Origin of the sequence: Microbacterium lacticum (genome assembly GCF_006716815.1) — a bacterium.
GTDB lineage: Bacteria > Actinomycetota > Actinomycetes > Actinomycetales > Microbacteriaceae > Microbacterium > Microbacterium lacticum.
This window is the reverse complement of sequence record NZ_VFPS01000001.1, coordinates 74,894-98,724: the sequence shown is the minus strand read 5'-3', so window position 1 is coordinate 98,724 and position 23,831 is coordinate 74,894. Positions and strand designations below refer to the sequence as shown.

The following is a 23,831-nucleotide window of genomic DNA, read 5'->3' as shown; positions in this document are numbered from 1 at the left end:
CGCCTAAGAGTCCCCGGGCGGCGTGGGCGCCGCCCGGCGCGCCGCGGTGAGCAGGGCGCCGCGTTCCACTGTAGTCAACTCCCGCGCCTGCCCCGCCGGGAGGGCTCCCAGGTGGAGGGGCCCGAACTGACGCCGGACGAGATCGATGACGGGATGACCGACGGCGGCCATCATGCGCCGGACGATGCGGTTGCGCCCGGAGTGCAGGGTCAGCTCCACGAGGCTCGTGCCGCGCCCCCCCGTCCCCGACGCGTCGAGCAGTCGCGCCTTGTCCGCGGCGATCGGGCCGTCGTCGAGCTCGATCCCCCGGGTGAGGGTCGCGATCGTCTGGGGCGTCACCCGGCCCGACACCTTCGCGATGTAGACCTTCGTGACCCCGAACGAGGGGTGCGCGAGCACGTGCGCGAGGTCGCCGTCGTTGGTGAGCACGAGCAGTCCGCTCGTCTCCGCGTCGAGCCGGCCCACGTTGTAGAGCCGCTCGGGCCACTCCCGCGTGAAGCGGCGGAGGTCGGGACGCCCCTGCTCGTCCTTCATCGACGAGACGAACCCGGCCGGCTTGTTGAGCATGATGTAGCGCTTCGTGGCATCCAGCTGGATCGCGGTGCCGTCGACGTCGACGAGGTCGGATGTCGGGTCGATGCGCGTCCCGAGCTCGGTGACGACACGGCCGTTCACCCGCACGCGGCCGTCGACGATGTACTCCTCGCACACGCGCCGCGAGGCGACGCCGGCGTTCGCGAGCACCTTCTGCAGGCGCACGCCCTCGGTGGATTCCGCCCCGCTCATCGCAGCACCTCGCTCTCGAACCCGTCGGCACCATCGTCGAGCAGTGGCGAGATGTGCGGCAGCTCCTCGAGCGAGTTGATGCCGAGGTTCACGAGGAGCGCGTCGGTCGTGCCGTAGTTGATCGCGCCGGTCTCGGGGTCGGCGAACAGCTCGGTGATGAGCCCGCGCGCGACGAGGGTGCGCACCACCGAGTCGACGTTGACCGCGCGGATCGCGGCGACCTGGCTGCGCGTGACGGGCTGCTTGTACGCGATGACCGCGAGGGTCTCGAGCGCCGCCTGCGACAGCCGCGTCGGGGCCTGCGCGTTGACGAACTCGGACACCAGGTCGTCGTGCTCCTCGCGCACGTACAGGCGCCAGCCGCCGCCGACCACGCGCAGCTCGAAGCCGCGGCGCGGCCCGCCGGCCTCGCCGTCGTAGTCGGCGACCAGCGCGTCAACGGCCTGGCGCACCGCGGGCACGGGTGAGCCGACCGCCGCGGCGAGCGCGACGAGGCTCTGCGGCTCGTCGACGACGAGCAGGATCGCCTCGATCCGTCGCGCGATATCGGCGGGTTCAGTGGTCATAGTCGGCTCCCAACGTGGCGAGGTTCTCTTCGGACCAGCGTTCCGCGGTCCAGCGCAGGGTCAGTTCGCCGAGCGGCTCGAGCTGCTCGAACGAGAGGGCGGCGTGCCGGTAGAGCTCCAGCACCGCGAGGAAGCGCGCGACGACGACGCCGGTCTGCGTCGTGCCGGCGACGAGCTCCCGAAAGCTCAGCGTGCCCGCCGCCCGCAGCAGCGTGACGACCACGGCGGCCTGCTCGCGGATCGACACGAGCGGCGCGTGCAGGTGGTCGAGCCCGACGTGCGGGATCTCCTTCGGGGTGAAGGCCATCAGCGCGATCGCGGCGAAGTCGTCCTTCGAGAGCGTCCAGACGAGCTCGGGCACGGCGTTCCGGTATTTCTCGTCGAGGCGCACCGCCCGCACGTGCCGCCGGTCCTCACGGCGCAGGCTCCGCTCGAACCACGCCGACACCTCCTTGAACGCCCGGTACTGCAGCAGGCGGGCGAAGAGCAGGTCGCGCGCCTCGAGGAGGGCGACCGATTCGGCATCCACGAGCTCCCCCTGCGGCAGCAGCCCCGCGACCTTCATGTCGAGCAGCGTCGCCGCGACGACGAGGAACTCGGATGCCTGTTCGAGCTCCTCCTCGGCATCGAGACCCTTCAGATACGAGATGAACTCGTCGGTGACCTTCGACAGCGAGATCTCGGTGATGTCGAGCTCGTGCTTGCCGAGGAGCGTCAGCAGCAGGTCGAACGGGCCGTCGAACCCGGCGAGCGACACGCGGAAGCCCGGCTCGGGCGAGGATGCCTCGGGCGCGGATGCCTCCGGTGCCCGGTCCCGCGACGGCGAAGCGTCGTCAGGCGACGGCGCCACGGTCGACCAGCTCCCGCGCGAGACGCAGGTACGCCTGGGCCGCCGCGTGCTCGGGGGCGAACTGGGTGATGGGCACGCCCGACACCGAGGCATCCGGGAACTTCACCGTGCGCCCGATGACGGTCTCGAGCACGTCGTCGCCGAACGCCTCGACGACCCGCTCGAGCACCTCGCGGGAGTGCAGGGTGCGCGGGTCGTACATCGTGGCGAGCACGCCGTCGAGCTCGATCGCCGGGTTCAGGCGGTCGCGCACCTTGTCGATGGTCTCGACGAGCAGCGCGACGCCGCGCAGGGCGAAGAACTCGCACTCGAGGGGGATGAGCACGCCGTGGCTCGCGGTCAGCGCGTTGACGGTGAGGAGGCCGAGCGAGGGCTGGCAGTCGACGAGGATGACGTCGTACTCCCCCGAGACCTTGCGCAGCACGCGCGAGAGGATCGTCTCGCGGGCGACCTCGTTGACGAGGTGCACCTCCGCCGCCGACAGGTCGATGTTCGCGGGAAGGACGTCGAGGCCCGGTGTGGATGTCTGCACGATGACCTCGTGCGGGTCGCGCTTGGTGTCCAGCAGCAGGTCGTAGATCGTCGGCACGTCGTGGGTGGTGATGCCGAGGCCGGCCGAGAGCGCGCCCTGGGGGTCGAAGTCAACCGCGAGCACGCGTCGGCCGTACTGGGCGAGCGAGGCGGCGAGGTTGATGGTCGTCGTGGTCTTGCCCACGCCGCCCTTCTGGTTGCAGAGCGAGATGATGCGGGCGGGGCCGTGCGAGCTCAGCGCGGGCGGGGTCGGGAACCCGTGGTAGGGGCGACCGGTCGGCCCCATCGGAACATCCTCCGCCCGGGCCGTCTTCGTCCCCCGCGTCTTCTCCGCCACCGACACTCCTGCTTTCTGCCGTCCTTCCCAGGACCCGCCCTGCGATTCTCGCACAGGCGCCCGTGTCACCGAGCGAGGCGGGGCCGGAAGGGGGCAGGTCAGAGGCTGCCGAGCACGTCGAGGCGCAGCTGCGCGGTGACGGCGATGAGGAGGTAGTCGGCGAGCACGATGAGCGGCAGCCACGACAGGATCGCGGCGCCGACCCGCTGTCGCCTGCTCCCGGCGCGCGAGGTGCCCTGAGCGCTCCCGGCGCCCGAGCCACCCCAGACCCCCGCGCGGAGCGTCCAGCCCAGCACGGTGAACAGCAGCGGGATCGTCACGAGCCAGATGATCATGCACCACGGGCACAGCGACGAGTACTCGAAGACGCTGCGGTAGGCGAAGAAGTGGACGAGGAGGAACGCGCCGGCGACGAACACCGTGTAGGTGCGCCAGTACCAGGCGGGCAGGCCCTCGGTCGCGGCGAGCGCCGACGCGCCGGCGAAGATCGGTCCGGTGAACAGCACCATGCCGATCACCGAGTTGCTGAAGCCCAGCAGGTTGCCGCCGGGCGAGAGCAGGTTCGGCCCGCAGGTGACCACGGGGCTGATGCTGCACGAGATGAGCGGTGTATCGCCGCGCAGCTGCGCGATGTACTCGTGGTACAGCAGGAACGAGACGATGCCCCCGGCGACCCCCGCCGCGATCCACCAGATCGCCATCGCGCGGGAGGGTCGGTACAGGGCAGCCGCGGGGCCTTCGCTCATGGCGCTCATCCTGCTCCGCCGTGGGGCCGGCGCTGCGGCATCCGCGCCGTGAATAAGCCGCGCTCAGCCGCACTCAGCGGGCGCGGGGGTGCGAGGTGAGGTACACGTCGCGGAGGGCGTCGACGGTGACGTGCGTGTAGATCTGCGTCGTCGCGACCGACGCGTGCCCGAGGAGCTCCTGCACGACGCGCACGTCGGCGCCGCCCTGCAGCAGATGCGTCGCGAACGAGTGCCGGAAGGTGTGCGGCGACACGTGCGCGCTCAGCTGCGCCCTTTCCGCTGCGGCCTGGATGACGAGCCAGGCGCCCTGGCGAGAGAGGGGGGCGCCCCGTGCGCCGAGGAAGAGCCGGGCGCTCGCGCGGCCGCGCCGGGAAAGCTCGGGGCGGGCGCGGGCGAGGTAGGCGTCGACCGCGGCGCGCGCGTACGAGCCCACGGGCACGATGCGCTCCTTGGCGCCCTTGCCGCGCACGCGCAGCACGTCGCCGTGCGCGAGGTCGTCGACGTCGAGCTGCATCACCTCTGACACGCGCGCCCCGGTCGCGTACAGCAGCTCGAGCAGCGCGCGGTCGCGCAGACGCACGATGTCGGTGTCGACGGCGTCGCCCGGTGCGGGGCCCGCGGCATCGAGGAGCGCCTCGATCTGCTCGATCGAGAGCGCCTTCGGCAGTCGCTGGGGCGCCTTCGGGGGCCGCAGCCGATCGCTGGGGTCGGTCTGCGCGAGCCCTTCGCGCACGAGGAAGCGGTGGAGGCCCCGCACCGACGACTGCAGACGGGCGAGCGAGGTCGCCGCGGGCGGCGGCTCGGCCGAGGCGCGCGCGGCGGCGAACTCGGCGACGAGCGCCGCCGTGACCTCGTCGACATCGTCGATGCCGCGCTCCTGCAGCCAGGTGCGGTACCCGGCCAAGTCGCGCCGGTAGGCGGCGACGGTGTGCTCGGAGAGGCCGCGCTCGATCGTGATGTGCCTGAGGTAGGCGTCGACGGCGCGGGCGGGCTTCACTCGGCCGCCGCTCCGGACTCCGCCGCCCCGGACTCCGCCGCACCGGCCGCGGACCCGGCGTCGCCGCCGCGCGGCCGCGGGCGACCGGGCCAGGGGCTGTCCGCGGGCGCGAGCGTCGACCATCCGCGGGCACGCGAGGCGTGCGCGGCGAGCGCGCCGACGATCAGCGACGGGTTCTGCACGCGACGGGCGAGCACCGCGTCGACGACCTCGTCGAGGCTCGCCCAGCGCACCTCGATGTCGGCCTCCTCCTCGTCGCGGTCGAACGCTTCGGCCGTCGCGGTGAGGCCGCGCGCGAGGTAGATGCGGATCGCCTCGTCGCTGCCGCCGGGGCTCGTCGTGAACTCCCCCAGCACGTCCCACTGCGCCGCGGCGAGGTCGGCCTCCTCGGCCAGTTCGCGCTGCGCGGCGGTGAGCGGGTCTTCGCCCGCGATGTCGAGCAGGCCCGCAGGGATCTCCCAGTCGCGCATGCGCACCGGGTGCCGGTACTGCTTGATCAGCAGCATCCGGTCGTCGTCGTCGAGCGCGAGCACCGCGACCGCGCCGGTGTGGTCGACGTACTCCCGCACGATGGATGCCCCGTTGTAGGCGAACTCGTCGCGTCGCACGTCCCACACCCGGCCGTGGAAAACCCGCTCGGTCCGGATGATCTCGACCTCGGCCGGCTCGTCGGCGAGACCCGCCGAGAGCTCAGTCATCCTCGACCTCGTCCTTGAACAGCTCGCTCGCGCGGTGGCGGTCGAGAGCCGCGGCGATGAGGCCGCGGAAGAGCGGGTTCGCCTCGGTCGGGCGGGAGCGGAGCTCGGGGTGGGCCTGCGTCGCGATGTAGTACGGGTGCACATCGCGGGGCAGCTCGACGTACTCGACCAGGCCGTGGTCGGGCGAGAGACCCGAGAACCATAGGCCCGCATCGGCGATCTGGTCGCGGTAGCGGTTGTTGACCTCGTAGCGGTGGCGGTGACGCTCGCTCGCGCGGTGCGCGCCGTAGACCTCGGCGGCGAGCGAGCCCTCCGCGAGCTCGGCCTCGTACAGGCCCAGGCGCATCGTGCCGCCCATGTCGCCGTGGTCGATGATGTCGACCTGCTCGGCCATCGTCGCGATCACGGGGTGCGCGGTGTCGGGGTCGAACTCGCTCGAGGAGGCATCCGCGATGCCGGCGACGTTGCGCGCGTACTCGATCACCATGCACTGGAGCCCCAGGCAGATGCCGAGCGTCGGCAGACCCTGTTCGCGCGCGAACCGCAGCGCGCCGAGCTTGCCCTCGATGCCGCGGATGCCGAAGCCGCCGGGCACGACGATGCCGTCGAGCGGCGCGAGCGCCTTCTCCGCGCCCTCGGGCGTCTCGCAGAGGTCGGACGCGATCCAGCGCACCGTGACCTTCGTGTCCTGCGCGAAGCCGCCGGCCTTCAGCGCCTCGGTGACCGACAGGTAGGCGTCGGGCAGGTCGATGTACTTGCCGACGAGGCCGATCGTGACCTCGTGCTTCGGGTTGTGCACGGCGCCGAGCACCTTGCTCCAGCGCGTCCAGTCGACGTCGTCGGCCTTCTGGTCGAGGCCGAGCGCGTCGACGATGTACGCGTCGAGGCCCTGCTCGTTGAGCATCGAGGGGATGTCGTAGATCGACGGCACGTCGACGGCGTTGACCACGGCATCCTCGTCGACGTCGCACATCAGCGCGATCTTGCGCTTGTTCGACTCGGTGACGGGGCGGTCGCTGCGGAGCACCAGCGCGTCGGGCTGGATGCCGATCTGACGCAGCGCCTGCACGGAGTGCTGCGTGGGCTTGGTCTTCTGCTCCCCCGACGCGCCCATGAACGGCACGAGCGAGACGTGCACGAAGAAGACGTTCTTCCGGCCCAGCTCGTGACGGATCTGCCGGGCCGACTCGAGGAACGGCTGCGACTCGATGTCGCCGACCGTGCCGCCGATCTCGGTGATGATGACGTCGGGGCGGGGCGTCTCGGTCGCCTGCAGGCGCATGCGGCGCTTGATCTCGTCGGTGATGTGCGGGATCACCTGCACGGTGTCGCCGAGGTACTCGCCGCGACGCTCCTTCGCGATCACCTGCGAGTAGATCTGCCCCGTCGTGACGTTGGCGGCCTGGCTCAGCTCGATGTCGAGGAAGCGCTCGTAGTGACCGATGTCGAGGTCGGTCTCGGCGCCGTCATCGGTGACGAAGACCTCGCCGTGCTGGAACGGGTTCATCGTGCCCGGGTCGACGTTCAGGTAGGGGTCGAGCTTCTGCATCACGACGCGCAGGCCGCGCGCGGTGAGCAGATTGCCGAGCGAAGCGGCTGTCAAGCCCTTCCCCAACGACGAGACGACACCGCCTGTCACGAAGATGTGCTTGGTGGTGCCGTCTGAAGTCTTGCCCGCGTCTGAAGTAGTGTCCGTCACGGGCTTTCATCCTATCAGGCCTCCGCGCCGCCCAGGCTGAGCAGCTCCCGCGCGTGTTCGAGCGCGGCGGGCGAATCGGGCAGGCCCGACAGCAGCCGCGCCATCTCGGCTTCGCGCTCCGCACCCGCGAGCGCCCGGACGCTGGATGCCGTGACGCTGCCGTCGCTCGCCTTGACGACGCTCAGGTGGTTGCCGGCGAATGCCGCGACCTGCGCGAGGTGGGTGACGACGATCACCTGGCTCGCCTGCGCGAGCGATGCCAGGCGCCGCCCGACCTCGATCGCGGCGGCCCCGCCGATGCCGGCGTCGATCTCGTCGAAGACGAAGGTCGGCACGCCGCCGGTGCCGGCGATGACGACCTCGATCGCGAGCATCACGCGGCTGAGCTCTCCGCCCGACGCGCTCTTGGCGACCGGCCGCGGCTCCGCCCCCGGGTGCGGGGCGAGCAGGATCGAGACCTCGTCGCGCCCGGCGACGCCCGGCGTGCCGGGGGCGACGGCCACGACCACGCGCGCGTCGGGCAGGGCGAGGGCGTGGAGCTCGGTGGTCACGGCGTCGGAGAGCCGCTCGGCCGCGGCGGTGCGCGCCGCGGTGAGCGCGGCGGCGCTCTCGTCGAGCGTCGTCTCCGCTGCGGCGACTTCGGCGGCCAGGCGCTCGACGCGGTCGCCGTCGTCGTCGAGCTCGGCGAGGCGCAGGCCGCCCTCGGTGCGGAGCGCCAGCGCGTCGGCGAGGGTGCCGTGCGCACGCACGATCGCGGCGATCGCGGCGCGGCGCTCTTCGACCGCGGCGAGCTCGTGCGGGCCGGTCTCGTCGAGGTCGGCGAGGTAGCCGCTCAAGTCGGTGGCGAGATCGGATGCCCGGTAGCCGAGCTCCTCGAGCGTCGCGGCGTGCGCGGCCAGCGCCGGGTCGCTCGAGGCGAGTCGCTCGAGCGCGCGGCGCGCCTCGGCGAGGAGGGTGACGACGTCGGGGGCGTCGTCCTCACCCGAGAGCGCCTCGTGCGCGGCGGTCGCGGCGAGGCGCAGCTCTTCGGCGTTGGCGAGACGCTCGGCGCGCTGCGCGAGCTCGACGTCCTCGCCCGGCTGCGGGTCGACCTGCTCGAGCTCGGCGAGCGCGGCGCGCAGGTCGTCGGCCTCGCGGACGCGCTCGTCGCGGTGGGTCGTCAGCTCGTCGAGCTCGGTGCGCAACGCCCGCGCCGCGTCGAAGTCGGCGCGGTAGCGGGCCAGGGCGGGCTCGATGCTCTCCGCGCCGAAGCGGTCGAGCGCGTCGCGCTGGGCGGCGCCCGAGCGCAGCCGCAGCTGGTCGGACTGGCCGTGCACGACGACGAGGTGCTCGGCGAGGTCGGCCAGCACCCCGGCGGGGGCGGTGCGGCCGCCGACGCTCGCGCGGCTGCGGCCCTCGGCGGTCACGGTGCGCGCGAGGTACAGCTCGGCTCGGCCTGCCCCGATCGGCTCGACCTCTCCCCCGGCGTCGGCGACGCGGTCGGCGACGGCGCCGCTCTCCGGCACGATCCACACGCCTTCGACGGCGGCCTGGTCGGCGCCCGATCGAACGGTGCCCGCGTCGGAGCGCGCGCCCATCAGCAGGCCGAGTCCGGTGACGACCATCGTCTTGCCTGCGCCGGTCTCGCCGGTGATCGCGGTGAACCCCGGCCCCATCGGCAGGGTCGCGTCGGCGATGACCCCGAGGTCACGGAGGGTGATCTGCTCGATCATGCAGAGCCGGTTTCGGCGACGGCCGGCGCGGCGGTCTCAGGGCCGGTCGGCGTGGTCGAGGCCGGGCCGCGCCACCCCGCCACGGGCAGCTGGAACTTACGCACGAGCCGGTCGGTGAACGGGGCCGGGTGCAGCCGCGCGAGCCGCACGGGTTCGGGCGAACGCTGCGCGGTGACGCGGGCGCCGGGCGGCAGGTCGTGCGAGCGGCGCCCGTCGCACCAGAGGATGCCGGTGCCGTCGGTGCGCGCGAGCACTTCGATCGCGACGGTTGCCTCGGGCCCCACGACGAGCGGCCGCGCGAAGAGGGCGTGCGCCGACAGCGGCACCACGGCGATCGCCTCGACGGTTGGCCAGATCACCGGGCCGCCGGCGGAGAAGTTGTAGGCGGTCGATCCGGTGGGCGTCGAGATCACGACGCCGTCGCATCCGAAGCTCGACAGCGGCCGGCTGTCGATCTCGAGGATGACCTCCATCATCCGCTCACGCGCCGCCTTCTCGACGGTGGCCTCGTTGAGCGCCCACGTCTCGTAGATGCGGGCGCCACTGGCATCCGTCACGTCGACCGCCAGCGTCATGCGCTCTTCCACGTCATAGTCGCGGTCGATCACGCGGCGCATCGCGTCGTCGATGACGTCGGCCTCGATCTCCGCGAGAAAGCCGACGTGCCCCATGTTTATGCCGAGGATCGGCGCGGTGCCGCTGCGCACCAGCTCCGCGGCGCGCAGGATGGTGCCGTCGCCGCCGAGCACGATCGCGAGCTCGAGGTCGTCGACCGTGACGTCGACCCCGAGCGTCTGCAGGTGACCGACGCCGGCGAGGGCGTCGCGCAGTTCGTCGTCGCCGTCGGGCAGCACCGGACGGGCCCCGGCCGCCTGGAGCGCCGCGATCACCCGGCGAGCGGCGCGCACGGTGTCTTCGCGGCGCGCGTGGGCGACCACGAGGATCTCGCGCGGCCGTTCGGTCGTGCCGGTCATTTCGCTCCCGCCAGTCGGTTCACGGTCTCCAGATATTCTGTCGGATTGCCCGCCGCCTCCGGGCCGGGCACGGGGCGCAGGTGCACGAGATACTCGTGGTTGCCGTGCGTGCCGGCGATCGGCGAGGCGATGACGCCGAACGTGCCGAGCCCCGCGTCCCACGCCGCCCAGAGCACGCCGGCGACCGCGTCGGCGCGCGCGGCGGCATCGGCGACGAGTCCCTCCCGCACGCCCGTGCGGCCGACCTCGAACTGGGGCTTCACGAGCAGCACGAGATCGGCGCCCGGCGCGGCGACCGCGGCCGCGGCGGGCAGCACGTGGGTGAGGGAGATGAACGAGAGATCCCCCGTGATGAGCTCCGGCGCCGTCGGTGCGTCGGCCGCCGCGGCGAGGCTGTCGGGGGTCATGTACCGCACGTTGAATCCCTCGACGGCCGTGACGCCGGGGTCGCCGGCGATGAGCGGGTCGAGCTGGCCGTGCCCGACGTCGACGGCGTACACCCGCGCCGCGCCGCGTTCGCGGAGCACCTGCGTGAAGCCGCCCGTCGAGGCCCCCATGTCGAGGCACACGCGACCCGCCACAAGAACCTCGAACGCATCGAGCGCGGCGAGGAGCTTGTGCGCCGCGCGGCTGACGTAGTGGTCGGATGCCGCGACGGTGATCTCCTGCGTGTCCGAGACCTTCGTCGAGGACTTGACGACCGGCGCGCCGTCGACCGAGACGAGACCGGCTTCGATCAGCTGCGCCGCCTGCGTGCGCGATCGGGCGAGGCCGCGCGCCGCGACGGCGGCGTCCAGGCGGGCCGTCACGCGGTTTCCCGCGGACCCGACTCGAGGCGCCGCGCGAGGTCGTCGTGGAGCGAGGCGTACGCGTTCGCGCGCTCGGCGAGCGGCTGCTGCTCGATCACCTCGAGCGCGGACAGCAGATCGTCGCGGCGAGCGTCGGCGTCAGCGGCATCCATCGACATGCCCTCCACGATACGCGCCCACCGCCCCCGTGACCGTGCGACCGCACCGGGGATCTCACCGGCCGCCGTGCCGCGCCGTGACGCTTCGCGCAGCGCCGTGCAGCGCCGGTCAGGGTCGGTGGAACGGGTCGGCGTAGAGCTGCTCGGGCACGCGGAAGCCGTAGATCGCGCGGCCGGTGGCCCAGATGGCGGCCGCGCCCGCGCGCACGAGGTCGATGGGGCGATCGCCGGCGCGCATGATGTGCACGTCGGGGCCGTCGATCCGCACCGATGCGGTGCCGACCGTCGTCACGTCGCCCTGCACGACCGTCTCGGGGTACGGCTCGTGCAGCTCGCGCAGGTCGCCGAGGATGAACGTCGGCCGCGACGTGGTCGGAGCGGCGAGCACGTGCTTCGGCCGGTCGACACCGGTGAGAACGAGCGCCGAGGGGATGCCGGCGGCCTGAGCCCCGGCGATGTCGGTGTCGAGTCGGTCGCCGATGAACAGCGGATGCCTCGCCCCGAAGCGTGCCACCGCCTCATCGAAGATGGGCCGCTCGGGCTTGCCGGCGACGACGGCGAGACGTCCCACCGCGGTGTGCACGGCGGAGACGAGGGTTCCGTTTCCCGGGGCGATCCCCCGCGCCTGCGGGATCGTCCAGTCGGTGTTCGTGGCGATCCAGGGGATCCCGCCCTCGTCTTCGGGGAGGGCGAGAGCGTAGGAGGCTTCGGCGAGCTGCAGCCAGCCGACGTCCTGCGCGAAGCCCTGCACGACGGCGGCGGGAACGTCGTCAGCGCTCCGCGTGACGCGATATCCCGCCTTCTCGAGCTCGTAGACGAGGCCGTCACCGCCGACGACGAGCACCGTGGCACCGGGTTCCACGCGCTCGCGCAGGAGCCGCATCGCGGCCTGCGGGCTCGTGACGACGTCGTCGGGCTGGGTCGCCGTGAGGCCGAGTTCGCGGAGGTGCTCGGCGACGGCACTGTCGCGCCGCGAAGCGTTGTTGGTGATGTACCCGAGTCGGCGAGTGTCGGCCGCCCGGGTGAGGCTTTCCACGGCGTAGGGCAGCGGGCCGGGGCCTGCGTACACCACGCCGTCGAGGTCGGCGAGGACCGCGTCCACCCCGTCGAGGGGCGTCCGTTCGGCGCGACGCGAGAACAGGCTCATCAGCGCGTGGACTCGGCGTCGGGAGCGTCGCCCGCGGCATCGTCGGTGCCGGCCTCGGCGAGGATCTCGTCGACCTCGTCCTCAACGGAGGCGGGCGCGGGTTCCGGTGCGATCTCGGTCGCGAGCTCCGGCTCCGGCTCCGCATCCGACTCGGACTCAGCGGCGGCGGGCGCCACAGCATCCTCGCCGTCGGGGTCGAGATCGTCGATCTCGTCGTCGAGCTCGACTTCATCGATCTCCTCGATGAGGAGCGTCTCGCTGTCGGCCTCGCGGGCGCCGATCACGTCCTCGGCGATCTCGGCGCGGCGCTGCCACTGGGCCGCCTCGTCCAGACGTCCGAGCTCTTCGAGCACGGCGGCACGGGCGGCGAACAGGCCCGGGCTCCATGAGAAGGCGCGGTCGGGGTCGAGTTCGGGGATGTCGAGCTCTTGCAGCGCACGCTCGTTCTCGCCGAGGTCGAGCCGCGCGCCCGACATCGCGATCGCAAGCTCGACGCGCACCTCGACGGGGAGCGCCGTCCGGTCGACGGCGCGGCCGACCTCGAGCGCGCGGTCGGGGCGCCCGACGCCACGCTCGCTGTCGACGAGGAGGGCGATCTGGTCGTCGCGCCCCGAGATGCGACGGAAGGTGCGCAGCTCGCGCACGGCGAGGGCGAAGTCGCCGATCGCGTACGCGGTGATCGCGACGGTCTCCCGGACCACGGCGATGCGCCCGGCGCTGCGTGAGGCAGCGAGGGCGTGCTGATGGGCGAGCTGCGGATCGTCGTCGATGAGACGCGCCGCCATCGCGAGATGGCGGGCCACCTGCTCGGCGTTCTCCTTGCTCAGCGTCTTCAGTTCGTTTCGTGCTGCGGATGCCAGGTCTTGCGGGGTGACGTCGGCCGGCAGCACCGGCCCGGGCTCGGTCGAGCGACGGTCCGAACCCTGCGGCGGCCGGGACGTCCGGCGGTCGCCGTCGCGCTTCGGGAACGGCTTCCGCTCACCATCACGCTTGGGATACGGCTTACGCTCACCATCACGCTTGGGATACGGCTTCCGCTCCCCGTCGCGCGGGGCATACGGCTTACGCTCACCATCACGCTTGGGATACGGCTTACGCTCCCGGTCGCGCGGGGCGTACGGCTTACGCTCACCATCACGCTTGGGATACGGCTTACGCTCCCGGTCGCGCGGGGCGTACGGCTTCCGCTCCCCGTCGCGCGGGGCGTACGGCTTCCGCTCCCCGTCGCGCGGGGCGTACGGCTTCCGCTCACCGTCGCGCGGGGCGTACGGCTTCCGCTCACCGTCGCGCGGGGCGTACGGCTTCCGCTCACCATCACGCTTGGGATACGGCTTCCGCTCCCCGTCGCGCGAAGCGTAGGGCTTCCGCTCTCCGTCGCGCGACGTGCGGGGCGTGCGCGAGCCGCCCTGTGCGGGCCGACCTGCCGAGGGTCGACGCGGATCTTCTCGACGCGGTCGCTCTGCATCAGCCATGGCGGCATCCCTTCTCATCGTCTCAACGAAAGAGCGTATCAACGAGAAAAGGCCACCCAACTCTGGGTGGCCTTTTCACGAAAGAAGTCCGGCGGTGTCCTACTCTCCCACAGGGTCCCCCTGCAGTACCATCGGCGCTGTGAGGCTTAGCTTCCGGGTTCGGAATGTAACCGGGCGTTTCCCTCACGCTATGGCCGCCGAAACACTATTGATGTTTCAGTCTGCATAACAATAGTCATTGTTATGCGGTTCTCGACCGTACATCGAGAACCACTCAGTGGACGCAAGCACCTAAAACGGTGTGTTATCAAGTCATCGGCTTATTAGTACCGGTCAGCTTCACGCGTTACCGCGCTTCCACATCCGGCCTATCAACCCAGTAGTCTGGCTGGGAGCCTCTCGCCCGAAGGCATGGAAATCTCATCTTGAGGCCGGCTTCCCGCTTAGATGCTTTCAGCGGTTATCCATCCCGAACGTAGCTAACCAGCGGTGCTCTTGGCAGAACAACTGGCACACCAGAGGTTCGTCCAACCCGGTCCTCTCGTACTAGGGTCAGATCCTCTCAAATTTCCTACGCGCGCAGCGGATAGGGACCGAACTGTCTCACGACGTTCTAAACCCAGCTCGCGTACCGCTTTAATGGGCGAACAGCCCAACCCTTGGGACCTACTCCAGCCCCAGGATGCGACGAGCCGACATCGAGGTGCCAAACCATGCCGTCGATATGGACTCTTGGGCAAGATCAGCCTGTTATCCCCGAGGTACCTTTTATCCGTTGAGCGACAGCGCTTCCACAAGCCACTGCCGGATCACTAGTCCCGACTTTCGTCCCTGTTCGACCTGTCAGTCTCACAGTCAAGCTCCCTTGTGCACTTACACTCGACACCTGATTGCCAACCAGGTTGAGGGAACCTTTGGGCGCCTCCGTTACTTTTTGGGAGGCAACCGCCCCAGTTAAACTACCCACCAGGCACTGTCCCTGAACCGGATTACGGTTCGAAGTTAGATATCCAGAGTGACCAGAGTGGTATTTCAACAATGACTCCACGGTAACTGGCGTCACCGCTTCAAAGTCTCCCACCTATCCTACACAAGCCACACCGAACACCAATACCAAGCTGTAGTAAAGGTCACGGGGTCTTTCCGTCCTGCTGCGCGTAACGAGCATCTTTACTCGTAGTGCAATTTCGCCGAGTTCGTGGTTGAGACAGTTGGGAAGTCGTTACGCCATTCGTGCAGGTCGGAACTTACCCGACAAGGAATTTCGCTACCTTAGGATGGTTATAGTTACCACCGCCGTTTACTGGGGCTTAAATTCTCAGCTTCGCCTTGCGGCTAACCGGTCCTCTTAACCTTCCAGCACCGGGCAGGCGTCAGTCCGTATACATCGTCTTGCGACTTGGCACGGACCTGTGTTTTTAATAAACAGTCGCTACCCACTAGTCTCTGCGGCCTCCAAACGCTTTCGGAGCAAGTCCTAATACGCCGAAGGCCCCCCTTCTCCCGAAGTTACGGGGGCATTTTGCCGAGTTCCTTAACCACGATTCTCTCGATCTCCTTGGTATTCTCTACCTGACCACCTGAGTCGGTTTGGGGTACGGGCGGCTAGAACCTCGCGTCGATGCTTTTCTTGGCAGCATAGGATCACCCACTTTTTATCCGCATCGTGTCTCAGCCTATGTGAGAGACGGATTTGCCTATCTCTCGGCCTACGCACTTGCCCCGGGACAACCATCGCCCGGGTTGGGCTACCTTCCTGCGTCACACCTGTTAATACGCTAACCGCACCAGAATGGGTTCGTGCGCTAGGCCCAACGCTTCACCCCGAAGGGATCCGTCAGTGGGATTCAGACACTTAGCACTACTGGATTAGCTTGGGCGGTTCTTCGCCGGTACGGGAATATCAACCCGTTGTCCATCGACTACGCCTGTCGGCCTCGCCTTAGGTCCCGACTTACCCAGGGAAGATTAGCTTGACCCTGGAACCCTTGGTCTTTCGGAGGACATGTTTCTCACATGTCTTTCGCTACTCATGCCTGCATTCTCACTCGTGTAGCCTCCACGGCTGGTTCACACCGCCGCTTCGCTGGCCACACGACGCTCTCCTACCCATCAACACGGCTGGACCACGAAGGCCTACCAATAATGTCAATGCCACAACTTCGGTGGCGTGCTTGAGCCCCGTTACATTGTCGGCGCGGAATCACTTGACCAGTGAGCTATTACGCACTCTTTCAAGGGTGGCTGCTTCTAAGCCAACCTCCTGGTTGTCAAGGCAACTCCACATCCTTTCCCACTTAGCACGCGCTTTGGGACCTTAGTTGGTGGTCTGGGTTGTTTCCCTCTCGACTATGAAGCTTATCCCCCACAGTCTCACTGCTGCGCTCTCACTTACCGGCATTCGGAGTTTGGCTGACGTCAGTAACCTTGTAGGGCCCATCGGCCATCCAGTAGCTCTACCTCCGGCAAGAAACACGCAACGCTGCACCTAAATGCATTTCGGAGAGAACCAGCTATCACGAAGTTTGATTGGCCTTTCACCCCTATCCACAGCTCATCCCCTCAGTTTTCAACCTAAGTGGGTTCGGTCCTCCACGACGTCTTACCGTCGCTTCAACCTGGCCATGGATAGATCACTTCGCTTCGGGTCTAGGACACGCGACTGAATCGCCCTATTCAGACTCGCTTTCGCTACGGCTACCCCTCACGGGTTAACCTCGCCACGTATCGCTAACTCGCAGGCTCATTCTTCAAAAGGCACGCTGTCACAGCTGCTAGGGCTGCTCCAACGGTTTGTAAGCAAACGGTTTCAGGTACTATTTCACTCCCCTCCCGGGGTACTTTTCACCTTTCCCTCACGGTACTTGTCCGCTATCGGTCATCTGGGAGTATTTAGGCTTATCAGGTGGTCCTGACAGATTCACACGGGATTTCTCGGGCCCCGTGCTACTTGGGATACTCTTCGCGCCAAGGGAGGCATTTCGACTACGGGGTTTGCACCCTCTATGACCTGGCTTTCAATCCAGTTCGTCTATACCTTCTTGTAACGCCGGCTGCTCGGCAGAGCAGCCTGAAAAGTCCCACAACCCCGAATACGCAACTCCTGCCGGATATCACACGTACTCGGTTTAGCCTGTTCCGGTTTCGCTCGCCACTACTAACGGAATCGCGGTTGCTTTCTCTTCCTGTGGGTACTGAGATGTTTCACTTCCCCACGTTCCCTCTACCCGCCCTATATATTCAGGCGGGAGTCACCGGGTCGGCACGCCGCCCGGCGGGGTTTCCCCATTCGGAGACCCTCGGATCAAAGTGTGCTTATCCACTCCCCGAGGCTTATCGCAGATTGCTACGTCCTTCTTCGGCTCCAGATGCCAAGGCATCCACCGTTTGCTCTTAAAGACTTGAAATCACATGAGTTTGAATCGTCAATTGAAATTGACTAATGATCTTTAAGATCATCTTCACGAGATGATTAATCATCTCGAAGATGCTCGCGTCCACTGTGTAGTTCTCAAAGTACGGGCGGTACCTTCTCCGCAACCGGCGCTGCCGACATTAGAAAAGGTCCTGAGGTTGGTCGCCGCCCGAAGGCGACATCCGGTCCCTCAGGACCCAACAGCGTGCGTGTGCCGACTTGCTCGACTCGAACGTTCCAGACCCGAAGGTGGTACTTGCTCGAGGTTCGCTCCTCGGCACCTCGTCAAATGTTCCACCCATGAGCTCCCTGCAGAGACATTCGCTCTGATCAGGGTTCTGGAAGTCCGAAGACTTCAGATGCTCCTTAGAAAGGAGGTGATCCAGCCGCACCTTCCGGTACGGCTACCTTGTTACGACTTAGTCCTAATTACCGATCCCACCTTCGACGGCTCCCTCCACAAGGGTTGGGCCACCGGCTTCAGGTGTTACCGACTTTCATGACTTGACGGGCGGTGTGTACAAGACCCGGGAACGTATTCACCGCAGCGTTGCTGATCTGCGATTACTAGCGACTCCGACTTCATGAGGTCGAGTTGCAGACCTCAATCCGAACTGGGACCGGCTTTTTGGGATTCGCTCCACCTTGCGGTATTGCAGCCCATTGTACCGGCCATTGTAGCATGCGTGAAGCCCAAGACATAAGGGGCATGATGATTTGACGTCATCCTCACCTTCCTCCGAGTTGACCCCGGCAGTATTCCATGAGTTCCCACCATTACGTGCTGGCAACATAGAACGAGGGTTGCGCTCGTTGCGGGACTTAACCCAACATCTCACGACACGAGCTGACGACAACCATGCACCACCTGTTTACGAGTGTCCAAAGAGTTGACCATTTCTGGCCCGTTCTCGTATATGTCAAGCCTTGGTAAGGTTCTTCGCGTTGCATCGAATTAATCCGCATGCTCCGCCGCTTGTGCGGGTCCCCGTCAATTCCTTTGAGTTTTAGCCTTGCGGCCGTACTCCCCAGGCGGGGAACTTAATGCGTTAGCTGCGTCACGGAATCCGTGGAATGGACCCCACAACTAGTTCCCAACGTTTACGGGGTGGACTACCAGGGTATCTAAGCCTGTTTGCTCCCCACCCTTTCGCTCCTCAGCGTCAGTTACGGCCCAGAGATCTGCCTTCGCCATCGGTGTTCCTCCTGATATCTGCGCATTCCACCGCTACACCAGGAATTCCAATCTCCTCTACCGCACTCTAGTCTGCCCGTACCCACTGCAGGCCCGAGGTTGAGCCTCGGGGTTTCACAGCAGACGCGACAAACCGCCTACGAGCTCTTTACGCCCAATAATTCCGGATAACGCTTGCGCCCTACGTATTACCGCGGCTGCTGGCACGTAGTTAGCCGGCGCTTTTTCTGCAGGTACCGTCACTTTCGCTTCTTCCCTGCTAAAAGAGGTTTACAACCCGAAGGCCGTCGTCCCTCACGCGGCGTTGCTGCATCAGGCTTTCGCCCATTGTGCAATATTCCCCACTGCTGCCTCCCGTAGGAGTCTGGGCCGTGTCTCAGTCCCAGTGTGGCCGGTCACCCTCTCAGGCCGGCTACCCGTCGACGCCTTGGTGAGCCGTTACCTCACCAACAAGCTGATAGGCCGCGAGCTCATCCCTGACCGAAGTTCTTTCCAGCTGCTGAAGATGCCTTCGCAGCTCGTATCCAGTATTAGACGCCGTTTCCAGCGCTTATCCCAGAGTCAGGGGCAGATTGCTCACGTGTTACTCACCCGTTCGCCACTGATCCAGCAGAGCAAGCTCCGCCTTCACCGTTCGACTTGCATGTGTTAAGCACGCCGCCAGCGTTCATCCTGAGCCAGGATCAAACTCTCCATAAAGAAATGTTGCTGCGATCAACCGGAAATTGACTGACCGAGCGAGTTTGATCTGACCAAAGGGATGTCATTGCTGACTATCCGTTGCCGGCACCGGAGTGCCGGACTTTGATCCAAAGGAATCTCATTCAACCGAAGTTGAATCGAGGTTATTTGGCATTTGACAAGTGCACGCTGTTGAGTTCTCAAGGATCGGATGCTCCTGCCGTTCGGCCTCTCGGCCTCCCCTGCAGGGCAACTTCTCTATCTTACACTTCCTGTTTCGCTTGTCAAGTCGGCGTTTCTGACCGGAGTCAGACGCGATGACGCGCATCACACGAAGCTAGATCGTTTGCTCAGCGTTTCGGCTTCAAGCCAGCCCGCCGTGCAACTTCTCTATCTTATCCCCTCTCGCTCTGCTTGTCAAGTCGGCTGTCTGTGACTGATTTAGCGTCTCCAGCAGCACTCTTCGACAGCTTCGAGGAGTGGGATCCCATCCTAGACCAGAAGGCCTTGTTCTCTCTGCTGAGAGGTTTGGGTTGGGTTGGTTCTCCGCTTGAGGGGGCGAGGCCTTCCGACCTTCTCGCTCTTCCCTGTGGGGCGAACAAGTAATAAGTTACATGGTTTCTGGGGATCGGGCAAGTCCAGGCCGCATCCCGGGCGTGTCGTGCGCACTGAGTGGGGCCGGTCGCGAGAGGTAGTGCCTGGTCGGCGGCCCAATCCTGGTGGTCTGCGGGACGACCCGCACCCGGCCGGCGAGACGGCCGCTCCCGGCGCTCACCCCGCGCAGGCGCTCGATCACGGTGCGGGCACCTCCTGGCGGCGGCGATGGATCTATTCGATCGTCGAGAGCGCGACGGCGGATCGTGGCTGGCAGACACGTAGCGCGAACGACGACGGCCCCCGCTCGAGGAGCGGGGGCCGTCGTGGTGTGGGTGTCGGCTGCTTACTGCGCGGCCTTCACGATGTCGAGGAGCGTCGGGTTGTTGGCGTAGGCCTCGGCCGCGTTCTCCTTCGTGACGATCACCGGGGGCAGCAGGTACGCCGGGACGACCTTCACGCCGTTGTCGTACTGCTCGGTGTCGTTGACGTCGACCTCTTCGCCCTTCTGGAGCTGGCCGATCATCTTGATGGTCTGCTCGACGAGCAGCGAGGTGTCCTTGTTGATCGTCGAGTACTGCTCACCGGCCATGATCGACTTGACCGACTCGACCTCCGAGTCCTGACCGGTCACGGTGAACGTCGAGATGTCCTTGCCTGCCTGCTTCACCGAGGTGATGATGGCGCGGGCGAGCGTGTCGTTCGGTGAGAGCACACCGTCGATGGTGGCCGAGGTGTAGTTCGCCGTCAGCAGCGAGTCCATCCGGCTCTGCGCGTTCTCGGCCTTCCAGCCCTGCGTCGCCGTCTGCTGGATGTCGGTCTGACCCGACTTCACGACGAGCGTGCCGTCGTCGATCTTCGGCTGCAGAACCTTCATCGCGCCGTTGAAGAACACCGCCGAGTTGGCGTCGTCGGGCGAGCCCGAGAACAGCTCGATGTTCCACGGGGCCGCGTGACCCGACCGCGCCTCGAGACCGTCGAGCAGGGCCTGGCCCTGCAGCTCGCCGACCTTGAAGTTGTCGAACGCGACGTAGTAGTCCACGTTCGGCGTGTTCTCGATGAGGCGGTCGTACGCGATGATCTTGACGCCGGCGTCGGCGGCCTGCTGCAGCTGCGTGCCGAGCTGCTTGCCGTCCTTCGCGCCGATGACGATGACCTTCGCACCGTTGGTGATCATCGCCGAGATCTGGTTCTGCTGCTCGGCGACGGTGTTGGATGCCGGTGCGTACTGCACGTCACCCTTGAAACCGGCGTCCTTCAGACCGTTCTCGAACAGGTTGCCGGCGAGCACCCAGTTCTCCGACGTCTTATCGGGCAGCGCGACACCGATCGTCGCGTCGGCGGCGAAGCCCGCCGCGGCCGACTCGGAGGCCCCGGCATCGCCGCCGCGGCCGCCCGAGCTCGAGCATCCGGTGAGAGCGAGCGCCGTGACGGCTACCGCCGCCGCCGCCGCGAGTGCGATTCTCTTCATTGATTCATCACTTTCTGTTGTGGGTATCTCTTGGTGTGGGTATCACGTGTGGCAGAGCGCGAGGGCTACTGCCGGGGAAGGTCGGCCGGAAGGCTCGACTCGTTGGAGACCGACGTCGGGGCGACGGCGGGCATGGTTTCGGGGAGGACGGCCTTCTTGTCCTTGTCGTCCTTGCCGTCCTTGTTCTCGAAGCGGCGCATGAAGATGCCGATGATCGAGGGTCCGCCGCGGCGCTTGCTGATCACGTCGATCGCGACGGCGAGCAGCAGCACGAGACCCTTCGTGATCGCGATCGCGTCGGCGCCGGCGCCGATCAGCTGGAGGCCGTTGTTGAGGAAGGCCATGACGAGCCCGCCGATGATCGACCCGATGTCGGTGCCGATGCCGCCGGAGACCGCCGCGCCGCCGATGAAGACCGCCGCGATGGCATCCAGCTCCCAGCCGTTGCCGTCCTGCGGGCCCGACGCCGTGGCGCGGCCGACGTAGATCATGCCCGCGACGGCGGCGAGCACCGACATGTTCATCATCACGAGGAAGTCGACGCGACGGTCCTTCACGCCCGACAGGGCTGCGGCCATGCGGTTGCCGCCGACGGCGTAGATGTGGCGCCCGAAGACCGTGCGGTTCGTGAGGAACGAGTACACCACCACGAGTACGAGCAGGATCACGCCCGAGACCGGGAAGCTCGTGCCCGGGCGGCCGGTGGCGAACAGCCACGCCGCCCAGAGGATCGCCGCCGACAGCAGCACGACCTTCACGCCCGACACCCACAGCGGCGCCGACTCGACTCCGATCTGGTGCTGCTGGCGGCGCAGGCGGTACTCGTTGTAGAACACCCAGCCCACACCGACGAGGCCCAGCAGCATCGTCAGCACGTTGAAGTTGACGTTGATGGGGAGCTCGGGCAGGTAGCCCGACCCGATGAAGCTGTACTCCGGCGGGACGGGCGTGGTCGTCGACTGCCCGATCCACTGGTTGCCGCCGCGGAAGATGAGCATGCCGGCCAGCGTCACGATGAACGCGGGCACCCCGACGTAGGCGACCCAGAAGCCCTGCCAGGCACCGACGAGCGCGCCCACGACGAGGCCGATGCCGATCGCGACGGGCCAGGGCACCTGCCAGTCATCCATCGACTTGGCGACGATGATGCCGACGAAGGCGGCCACCGACCCGACCGACAGATCGATGTGGCCGAGGATGATCACCATCACCATGCCGATGGCGAGGATGAGGATGTAAGACTGCTGGCTGACGACGTTGATCAGGTTCTGCGGTGAGAGGGTCGTGCCGTTCGTCCAGATCTGGAACACGACGATGATCGCGATCAGCGAGAACAGGATGCCGAACTGGCGCAGCGACGACGTGCTGCCGCCGAACATCTTCTTGAGGTCGGCGAAACCGCCGCCTGTGCTCTTCGAGGGAACCGTCTCGGTGGTCATCGCTGTGCTTTCTGTCGTACGGAGGTCATGCTGCGCATGAGGTTCTCGGGGGTCGCTTCGGCGACGGGCAGGTCATCGGTGATCTGCCCCTCGAAGATCGTGTAGATGCGGTCGGAGATGCCGAGCAGCTCGGGCAGCTCGCTGGAGATGAGGATCACGCCCTTTCCCTGCGCGGCGAGCTGCTGGATGATCGTGTAGATCTCGTACTTGGCTCCCACATCGATGCCGCGGGTGGGCTCGTCGAGGATCAGCAGATCGGGATCGGTGAACATCCACTTCGCCAGCACCACCTTCTGCTGGTTGCCGCCGGAGAGCTTCGCGACGCCGACGTCGACCGACGGGGTCTTGATGCGCAGACGCTTGCGGTAGTCGTCCGCGACGTCGCTCTCGGTGTTCGCGTCGATGACGCCGCGGGGAGCGACCTTCGACAGCTTCGCCGAGACGATCGAGCGCTTGATAGTGTCGAGCAGGTTGAGCCCGAGCACCTTGCGGTCTTCGCTGACGTACGCGAGGCCGTGGTCGATCGCCGACTGCACGTCTTTCAGCACGATCTCCTCGCCGTCCTTGATCAGCGTTCCGGAGAGGTACTTGCCGTAGGAGCGGCCGAACACGCTCATCGCGAGCTCGGTGCGGCCCGCGCCCATGAGACCGGCGAGACCGACGATCTCGCCGCGGCGGACGACCAGGTTCGAGCCCTTCGCGACCATCCGCTCGGGCACCTGCGGGTGCTGCACCCACCAGTCGCGCACCTCGAAGAACACCTCGCCGATGTGCGGGGTGCGGTCGGGGAAGCGGCTCTCCAGCGAGCGGCCCACCATGCCGCGGATGATGCGGTCCTCGTCGACGCCGCCGGCGGACAGATCGAGCGTCTCGATCGTGCGCCCGTCGCGGATGATGGTGATCTCGTCGGCGATCTGCTCGATCTCGTTGAGCTTGTGGCTGATGATGATCGACGTGATCCCCTTGCCCTTCAGGGACAGGATCAGATCGAGCAGGTGCTGCGAGTCGTCTTCGTTGAGCGCCGCGGTCGGCTCGTCGAGGATGAGGAGCTTGACCTCCTTCGAGAGCGCCTTGGCGATCTCGACGAGCTGCTGCTTGCCGACGCCGAGGTGCTTGATCTTCGTGTCGGGGTCTTCGCGCAGGCCCACCCGGGCGAGCAGGTCGATGGCGCGCAGGCGCGCCGCGGGCCAGTCGATCACTCCGCCGTGCGCGATCTCGTTGCCGAGGAAGATGTTCTCGGTGATCGACAGCTCGGGGATCAGCGCGAGCTCCTGGTGGATGATCACGATGCCCGCCTGCTCGCTGGCCCGGATGTCCTTGAACTCGACGACCTCGCCGCGGAACCAGATCTCACCGTCGTACGTGCCGTACGGGTACACCCCGGAGAGCACCTTCATCAGCGTCGACTTGCCGGCGCCGTTCTCACCGCAGATCGCGTGCACTTCGCCCGCCGCCACCGTGATCGACACGTCGCTGAGGGCCTTCACACCCGGGAACTCCTTGGTGATGGAGCGCATCTCCAGGATCGGGACTGCGTCCGTCATCGTGCGCGAC

General features: G+C 67.0%; 17 protein-coding genes and 3 rRNA genes. All 20 read right to left on the bottom strand.

Features of this window, described 5'->3' with window-relative positions; translation table 11 throughout:
• Positions 1 to 3 precede the first annotated feature (3 nt).
• On the bottom strand, positions 4 to 786 hold the full coding sequence (locus tag FHX68_RS00480; protein WP_141380918.1) for a pseudouridine synthase: 783 nt from the start codon (positions 784 to 786) through the stop codon (positions 4 to 6).
• On the bottom strand, positions 783 to 1,352 hold the full coding sequence (gene scpB / locus FHX68_RS00475; protein ID WP_141380917.1) for an SMC-Scp complex subunit ScpB: 570 nt from the start codon (positions 1,350 to 1,352) through the stop codon (positions 783 to 785). Before scpB ends, FHX68_RS00480 begins: the two co-directional genes overlap by 4 nt.
• A complete protein-coding gene (locus tag FHX68_RS00470; RefSeq protein ID WP_141380916.1) occupies positions 1,342 to 2,202 on the bottom strand; it encodes a segregation and condensation protein A in 861 nt (286 codons plus the stop codon). Before FHX68_RS00470 ends, scpB begins: the two co-directional genes overlap by 11 nt.
• Positions 2,186 to 3,019: a ParA family protein gene (locus FHX68_RS00465; protein WP_141380915.1), complete on the bottom strand. Its 834-nt coding sequence runs from the start codon at positions 3,017 to 3,019 to the stop codon at positions 2,186 to 2,188. Before FHX68_RS00465 ends, FHX68_RS00470 begins: the two co-directional genes overlap by 17 nt.
• A gap of 149 nt (positions 3,020 to 3,168) precedes the next feature.
• Positions 3,169 to 3,816 carry a vitamin K epoxide reductase family protein gene (locus FHX68_RS00460; protein WP_229661576.1) on the bottom strand — a complete coding sequence of 216 codons (648 nt, stop codon included), beginning with the start codon at positions 3,814 to 3,816 and terminating at the stop codon, positions 3,169 to 3,171.
• A gap of 73 nt (positions 3,817 to 3,889) precedes the next feature.
• Positions 3,890 to 4,813: a site-specific tyrosine recombinase XerD gene (gene xerD, locus FHX68_RS00455; protein WP_141380913.1), complete on the bottom strand. Its 924-nt coding sequence runs from the start codon at positions 4,811 to 4,813 to the stop codon at positions 3,890 to 3,892.
• Positions 4,810 to 5,511 carry an NUDIX domain-containing protein gene (locus FHX68_RS00450; protein ID WP_141380912.1) on the bottom strand — a complete coding sequence of 234 codons (702 nt, stop codon included), beginning with the start codon at positions 5,509 to 5,511 and terminating at the stop codon, positions 4,810 to 4,812. The genes xerD and FHX68_RS00450 overlap by 4 nt, the downstream gene beginning before the upstream one ends.
• Positions 5,504 to 7,210: a CTP synthase gene (locus tag FHX68_RS00445; protein ID WP_141380911.1), complete on the bottom strand. Its 1,707-nt coding sequence runs from the start codon at positions 7,208 to 7,210 to the stop codon at positions 5,504 to 5,506. The genes FHX68_RS00450 and FHX68_RS00445 overlap by 8 nt, the downstream gene beginning before the upstream one ends.
• 14 nt (positions 7,211 to 7,224) lie before the next feature.
• Positions 7,225 to 8,922 carry a DNA repair protein RecN gene (gene recN / locus FHX68_RS00440; RefSeq protein WP_141380910.1) on the bottom strand — a complete coding sequence of 566 codons (1,698 nt, stop codon included), beginning with the start codon at positions 8,920 to 8,922 and terminating at the stop codon, positions 7,225 to 7,227.
• Positions 8,919 to 9,896, bottom strand: a complete 978-nt coding sequence (locus FHX68_RS00435; RefSeq protein WP_141380909.1) for an NAD kinase — start codon at positions 9,894 to 9,896, stop codon at positions 8,919 to 8,921. The genes recN and FHX68_RS00435 overlap by 4 nt, the downstream gene beginning before the upstream one ends.
• The gene (locus tag FHX68_RS00430) at positions 9,893 to 10,705 is read right to left on the bottom strand and encodes a TlyA family RNA methyltransferase (protein WP_141380908.1); all 813 of its coding nucleotides are present in this window, start codon (positions 10,703 to 10,705) and stop codon (positions 9,893 to 9,895) included. The genes FHX68_RS00435 and FHX68_RS00430 overlap by 4 nt, the downstream gene beginning before the upstream one ends.
• The gene (locus FHX68_RS15060) at positions 10,702 to 10,863 is read right to left on the bottom strand and encodes a hypothetical protein (protein WP_170214257.1); all 162 of its coding nucleotides are present in this window, start codon (positions 10,861 to 10,863) and stop codon (positions 10,702 to 10,704) included. Before FHX68_RS15060 ends, FHX68_RS00430 begins: the two co-directional genes overlap by 4 nt.
• A gap of 109 nt (positions 10,864 to 10,972) precedes the next feature.
• On the bottom strand, positions 10,973 to 12,010 hold the full coding sequence (locus FHX68_RS00425; RefSeq protein ID WP_141380907.1) for an HAD-IIA family hydrolase: 1,038 nt from the start codon (positions 12,008 to 12,010) through the stop codon (positions 10,973 to 10,975).
• The gene (locus FHX68_RS15620) at positions 12,010 to 13,482 is read right to left on the bottom strand and encodes a putative RNA-binding protein (RefSeq protein WP_244926820.1); all 1,473 of its coding nucleotides are present in this window, start codon (positions 13,480 to 13,482) and stop codon (positions 12,010 to 12,012) included. Before FHX68_RS15620 ends, FHX68_RS00425 begins: the two co-directional genes overlap by 1 nt.
• An 86-nt stretch (positions 13,483 to 13,568) precedes the next feature.
• A 5S ribosomal RNA gene (rrf, locus tag FHX68_RS00410) occupies positions 13,569 to 13,684 on the bottom strand.
• Positions 13,685 to 13,785: 101 nt separating this feature from the next.
• Positions 13,786 to 16,889 (bottom strand): 23S ribosomal RNA (locus FHX68_RS00405).
• Between the two features lie 378 nt (positions 16,890 to 17,267).
• Positions 17,268 to 18,791: ribosomal RNA gene (locus FHX68_RS00400) — 16S ribosomal RNA — on the bottom strand.
• The 16S, 23S and 5S rRNA genes sit together here, the layout of an rRNA operon.
• Before the next feature lie 922 nt (positions 18,792 to 19,713).
• On the bottom strand, positions 19,714 to 20,838 hold the full coding sequence (locus FHX68_RS00395; protein ID WP_141380238.1) for a substrate-binding domain-containing protein: 1,125 nt from the start codon (positions 20,836 to 20,838) through the stop codon (positions 19,714 to 19,716).
• 65 nt (positions 20,839 to 20,903) lie between these two features.
• The gene (gene mmsB / locus FHX68_RS00390) at positions 20,904 to 22,277 is read right to left on the bottom strand and encodes a multiple monosaccharide ABC transporter permease (protein ID WP_141380239.1); all 1,374 of its coding nucleotides are present in this window, start codon (positions 22,275 to 22,277) and stop codon (positions 20,904 to 20,906) included.
• Positions 22,274 to 23,821: a multiple monosaccharide ABC transporter ATP-binding protein gene (mmsA, locus tag FHX68_RS00385; RefSeq protein ID WP_141380240.1), complete on the bottom strand. Its 1,548-nt coding sequence runs from the start codon at positions 23,819 to 23,821 to the stop codon at positions 22,274 to 22,276. The genes mmsB and mmsA overlap by 4 nt, the downstream gene beginning before the upstream one ends.
• Positions 23,822 to 23,831: the final 10 nt, after the last annotated feature.

Bases quoted from the DNA above. Each gene is read 5' to 3' on its own strand.
- FHX68_RS00480 (WP_141380918.1), bottom strand. From the start codon at position 786: ATGAGCGGGGCGGAATCCACCGAGGGCGTGCGCCTGCAGAAGGTGCTC.
- scpB (WP_141380917.1), bottom strand. From the start codon at position 1,352: ATGACCACTGAACCCGCCGATATCGCGCGACGGATCGAGGCGATCCTG.
- FHX68_RS00465 (WP_141380915.1), bottom strand. From the start codon at position 3,019: ATGGGGCCGACCGGTCGCCCCTACCACGGGTTCCCGACCCCGCCCGCG.
- FHX68_RS00460 (WP_229661576.1), bottom strand. From the start codon at position 3,816: ATGAGCGAAGGCCCCGCGGCTGCCCTGTACCGACCCTCCCGCGCGATG.
- FHX68_RS00450 (WP_141380912.1), bottom strand. From the start codon at position 5,511: ATGACTGAGCTCTCGGCGGGTCTCGCCGACGAGCCGGCCGAGGTCGAG.
- recN (WP_141380910.1), bottom strand. From the start codon at position 8,922: ATGATCGAGCAGATCACCCTCCGTGACCTCGGGGTCATCGCCGACGCG.
- FHX68_RS00435 (WP_141380909.1), bottom strand. From the start codon at position 9,896: ATGACCGGCACGACCGAACGGCCGCGCGAGATCCTCGTGGTCGCCCAC.
- FHX68_RS15060 (WP_170214257.1), bottom strand. From the start codon at position 10,863: ATGTCGATGGATGCCGCTGACGCCGACGCTCGCCGCGACGATCTGCTG.
- FHX68_RS00425 (WP_141380907.1), bottom strand. From the start codon at position 12,010: ATGAGCCTGTTCTCGCGTCGCGCCGAACGGACGCCCCTCGACGGGGTG.
- FHX68_RS15620 (WP_244926820.1), bottom strand. From the start codon at position 13,482: ATGGCTGATGCAGAGCGACCGCGTCGAGAAGATCCGCGTCGACCCTCG.
- FHX68_RS00395 (WP_141380238.1), bottom strand. From the start codon at position 20,838: ATGAAGAGAATCGCACTCGCGGCGGCGGCGGCGGTAGCCGTCACGGCG.
- mmsB (WP_141380239.1), bottom strand. From the start codon at position 22,277: ATGACCACCGAGACGGTTCCCTCGAAGAGCACAGGCGGCGGTTTCGCC.
- mmsA (WP_141380240.1), bottom strand. From the start codon at position 23,821: ATGACGGACGCAGTCCCGATCCTGGAGATGCGCTCCATCACCAAGGAG.